Origin of the sequence: uncultured Turicibacter sp. (assembly GCF_938044715.1) — a bacterium.
GTDB classification, from domain to species: Bacteria; Bacillota_I; Bacilli_A; order MOL361; family Turicibacteraceae; genus Turicibacter; species Turicibacter sanguinis.
Genome location: NZ_CALIOS010000066.1, coordinates 1 through 4,692, shown reverse-complemented (window position 1 = coordinate 4,692; position 4,692 = coordinate 1). Strand labels below are relative to the sequence as shown.

Here is a 4,692-nt window from a genome sequence, read left to right as displayed (position 1 = left end):
GCTCACCATTCACTTCCATATTTCCACCACGATGTTTCGTCGCAACAATGGCTTTTTTAGAAATGTCTTGTTTTTTCAAAAAATTAAGCAGTAAGGTTTGATCATCTGCTGCTTTGATTTCATAGGTTAATGTTAAACTCATAGATTCCACCTTAACTTTTAATTCTGATAGATAAGTCCAGATAAATTTTATCAAGACTTTTTAATATCTGCCCCAATATTGAAAGGTCCTTTCAAAACATTTCAATTTTTCTATAGAAAATGATCTTTTACACGTCCCCAAAATGGTACATCATGACGTTTAATAAATTTGACGTTACGATCAGAAAGCGTCACTTTAACACGATTAATATGCTTATAAGTGGCATACAAATGATCTCTTGTAATTGTAATATCCTCAAAGTTTTCTGACTCTAAGATGACCATTTGTTCTTTTGGAATAATCAACGGTGATCCAATCGTACGATACACATTATTATTAATTGATCCAATCTCTGTCATTTGAAAAGCAGATAAACTCGGATATAAAATAGCTCCCCCTAATGATTTATTATAGGCGGTACTTCCGGTTGGTGTTGAAAGACAGAGACCAGTCCCTCTAAATGATTCAAAAAACAAATCACCAATCGTGACGTTAAAGTGTTGAGTTCGAAACGCATTTAAGATCGTCATCTCATTAAACGCATATAACTGATGACAGTCCCTTTCATCATAGCAGAGTTTAATTGACAGTAATGGGTATTCACTAATTTTTTGTGCATCTTGATGGATAAAGGTAATTAAATCATCTAATTCTGTTGGCAGCCAGTCCGTGTAATATCCAAGGTGCCCCGTATGAATTCCAATAAATTTAACTGTTTCAATTAAGTATAAATAATGATGGACGGCATGTAAAACCGTTCCATCTCCACCAATGGTAAAGACGATATCTGGATACTCATCATCTATTTCAACCGAAGCAGCTTGAAGCCTTTTTAAAAGCTGTGCTTTTACTTCTTGAGAATTTTCGCGTTCATTTGCGTAAATCGAAACTTTCATATTAGTCACCTTTTTGTTGTTTAATTACATAGTCTTCATTCACATTGACAAGACTTGTGGGTGGTTCAATAATACGGTATTCATCTGTTTTTCGTTTTTCAAATGTTTTCTGTGCTTCAGCGATTTCATCGCGAATCTCTGACATTTGTCGATCAAGCCATCCAGCTGCTTCAGCCGCTTGTTTTAAGCGATCTTTAATTTGATCTGGAATTTGACCATCGTATTTATAGTTTAAAGAATGCTCAATACTTGCCCAGAAATTCATCGCAAGCGTTCGAATTTGGAACTCAACTAATACTTTTTTCATCCCATCAATGGTTTCTAGATGATAGTAAGCATGAATGTGATACGAGCGATAACCGCTGTCGCGTTGATTTAAAATGTAATCTCTCGTTTCTACAATTTCAAGATCGTGACGTTTTGTCAATAAATCGACGACCATGTAAATATCTTCGACAAACTGACAGTTAATTCGAATTCCCGCAATATCATACACTTCATCTATTGCATTAATAGATAACCCCATTCGTTCAAGCTTATCTAAAATACTTGAGATAGTTTTAACCCTCCCATCGACAAATTCAATGGGTGAATGGAGCCCTTTTGTTTTATATTGTTGCCTAATTCCCCTTAAATTGATTTTTAATTCTTGTAATGCTAATTCATAAGGCTCAAAAAAACTTAACCAATCCATTAAACATTCACCTCTAATTCCTCTCTTTTACGTTTACTTTCAAATGGTTTTCATATACTTTTTTTCAAGTTAGTGACAATTATAACTATCTATTATTGATTATAACACGAGGATACGTCATAATAAAATATAGAGGTGATTTTAATGGCAACAAATCTTGAAATTGAGTTCAAGAATATGCTAACTGAACAAGAATATCAACAACTTTTAAATAAGTTTTCGATTAACGAAGAACAACTGTGGACGCAAAAAAATGTGTACTTTGATACGCCGACAGGACAGTTAAAAAAACTTGAAGCAGCTCTTCGTATCCGTGTTAAAAACAGTACTTATGAATTAACCTTAAAAACAAAACAAGCCGTCGGTTTACTTGAAACGAATCAAATGATTACCAAACAAGATTATCAAGCTTTAAAATACGATAAAGTTTTAGTGAAAGGTCCCGTGTATGAGGCCTTACAATCTTTATCCGTTGATGTTAATCATCTTCTAGTCATCACTGACTTAACAACCAAACGTGCTGAAGTGCCTTATAAAGAAGGTCTTCTTGTGTTAGATAAGAGCTTTTACTCTGATGTGATTGACTATGAATTAGAATATGAAGTCACTGACTATGAAGTGGGATTACGTCATTTCAATGACCTTTTAAAACAATATCATATCCCAACGCGTGAAACTGAAAATAAAATTAAACGTGCAACCAATGCGATGAATAAAAAGAAAAACTAGCCTAAGGCTAGTTTTTTTGTTTTAATAAATTGCCAACTTTTCTATCCTCTTCTAACACTTCTTCTAACTGATGATAAACACGGGGATACTTTAACACTTCATAATACCCCTTGTGATTGGATATAATCTGTAAACGAGCTAAAATCAAAAGATAAGCCTTCAAAGCTTTAATGGCATATTGATCAATTTTTAAGTGATAGTGACCTTTTAATCTATTAACTAAATCCGTCAGGTTAAAAAAACTTCCAATCTCTTTCGACATAATGAAACCAATTAAGACATACGCTTGCCAAATAAAAAGTGGTTTGGTAAATCCCTGATGATTCGCAATGGGCCATCCAACTTCAGATGGCATAAGCGAGAGTGTTAGACGATGCCCATAGCAAAGTCTAACCAACTCTCTTTCACTTTTGATGTATTGTTGCCATTTAATACATCTAAATTCTTTTTTTATCGCTAACCATTGTGTTAAATTAACACCTTCACACGCTTCTTGATCATTTAGCAAATCGGTCATCTGTAAATTTTTTAAATATACTCGATTTGCCTGTGCTTTAACCTCTTTTGGGTTAAGCCAAATAATTTGATTAAAGAGAGTAACTTCTTCGGTCATAATATTTAGATGAATCAGTGGATGATGTTTATTTAAAGCCATGACTTTATTTATTAAATAGGTTTGAGGCTTTTCCTTCAAATCTCCAATAAAAACCCATAGGACCTCAATTCCTTTTGAACGATAGTCTTGAACTCGCGATTCAAACAAGCTTTGACTTATAGCACTTTTTTGAATTTCAATAACATAAGCTTGATGATTCCATTCAAAATAAAGATCGGCAATTCGTAAGATATCTTGAAATCTTTTTTCAATCCTGATAGAGGTTGCCCCTTGACGTTCTAGGTACGAGGCAAGTAAAAATTTTGAAATTCTATGCTCCTCACTTTCAGATTCAGAACATTGATATTCACATGGCACTTTATGAGCAAAATGAGCTCTTTTTTTCATCCCATACTTTAATATCATGTCCCCCTCGCAATGTGGGCATATGTAAGGTAAGTGGTTTTGATGCTTTTGTATAATTTCGTTTCGACTAAGTCCTGTTAAATCAATGAGTTGATTGTTTAATTTTGCTGTTAACATGTTATCACCTAACATGATATACGCTTATTTTAACGATTATCTTTTTCAAGAAGCAGTATTTTGCTCATTTAAAACTTCTTCAAGTCCTCTAATCATCTCATCCATGATATCTAAAAATTGAATATCACCTTGTGCGGCATAGCCCATTAGTTGTTTAACTTTTTCATTCAAATTGGTCGGATAAATATCGCAACTATCTTCCATGATTTGAATAAGACGCTTTTCCCCCGGATGATAAACTTCATTTATCGCAAAAATGATATCAAAATAACTCGCTAAAAACTTGCTGACTCTTGGTGGAATACTCAACGTGTCTTGGCGAATAATCGCTTGTTCAAGTTGATGATAATAAGAAGAGAAACTATCTTTTAATAGAGGAAAATTTAAATCAATAATATTTTCCTTTAGTTGCTTGGGATAAGTAGTTGCGTACTTTTCATACAACGCTTTTAGGCGTCCCCCTTTATCAAACAAAATGGTGGAATCCATAAAATTACGAATAAAACACGTCGTATAGCCTACCTTTGCTACATGACGTTCCATTACATCATATAATTCCTGCTCAAGTTCTGACAAAATAATAAACGAAACCGTAATCTCAACTGGAAAATCACTCAAGAGAAAATGATCACTTGTGACGAAGGATGGATAATTCATCTCTATTTTTGTCGCATATTTTAAAATTATTTGTCGTCTTTTTTCTTCCGTCAAAGGATTTACTAAATAAACATCTAAATTAATATCCGATAAATCATCTTGTAAACTTGCTGCTTTAGAACCAGCCATCGTTAAACCAACAACTTCTCCTAATTCAGAATAGTCGGCAACAAGTCGATGCAGTATTTCATTTAAATTAATCATCTCTTCCCCTCCATCACTTTGATTTAGATACCCTGACATCTCTTAACATTCATTTTGTTTCTTATAAAAAAACAACTAGTTTCAAGTAGCTGTTTGGATTATTAGTCATTGTAAGAACTCAATTCATTCTATTCTTTATTCCTACTCTTTATGTCCATTTTTGTTTTTTTGCATAAAAAAAAGGTTCTATAATATTTGGTGTTGCTAACTAAGCAACGCCTTTTTTATGGCA

General features: G+C 33.4%; 5 protein-coding genes. 1 reads left to right on the top strand and 4 read right to left on the bottom strand.

Annotation, left to right across the window (positions count from 1 at the left end; translation table 11 throughout):
- Window positions 1-252: 252 nt before the first annotated feature.
- Window positions 253-1,038: an NAD kinase gene (locus QWC74_RS07275; protein WP_006783748.1), complete on the bottom strand. Its 786-nt coding sequence runs from the start codon at window positions 1,036-1,038 to the stop codon at window positions 253-255.
- A 1-nt stretch (window position 1,039) separates the two neighbouring features.
- Window positions 1,040-1,732 carry a GTP pyrophosphokinase family protein gene (locus QWC74_RS07270; RefSeq protein ID WP_006783749.1) on the bottom strand — a complete coding sequence of 231 codons (693 nt, stop codon included), beginning with the start codon at window positions 1,730-1,732 and terminating at the stop codon, window positions 1,040-1,042.
- A gap of 144 nt (window positions 1,733-1,876) precedes the next feature.
- Here QWC74_RS07270 and QWC74_RS07265 point away from each other — a divergent pair, with 144 nt between their 5' ends.
- A complete protein-coding gene (locus QWC74_RS07265; protein WP_006783750.1) occupies window positions 1,877-2,461 on the top strand; it encodes a CYTH domain-containing protein in 585 nt (194 codons plus the stop codon).
- Between the two features lie 7 nt (window positions 2,462-2,468).
- Here the strand turns inward: QWC74_RS07265 and QWC74_RS07260 are convergent, their stop codons facing one another.
- Together QWC74_RS07260 and QWC74_RS07255 are read right to left on the bottom strand one after the other, a co-directional pair.
- Window positions 2,469-3,599, bottom strand: a complete 1,131-nt coding sequence (locus tag QWC74_RS07260; protein WP_006783751.1) for a competence protein CoiA — start codon at window positions 3,597-3,599, stop codon at window positions 2,469-2,471.
- 45 nt (window positions 3,600-3,644) lie between these two features.
- Complete coding sequence (locus QWC74_RS07255; protein WP_006783752.1) at window positions 3,645-4,460, bottom strand: DUF4037 domain-containing protein; 816 nt, start codon at window positions 4,458-4,460, stop codon at window positions 3,645-3,647.
- Between the last annotated feature and the right edge of the window lie 232 nt (window positions 4,461-4,692).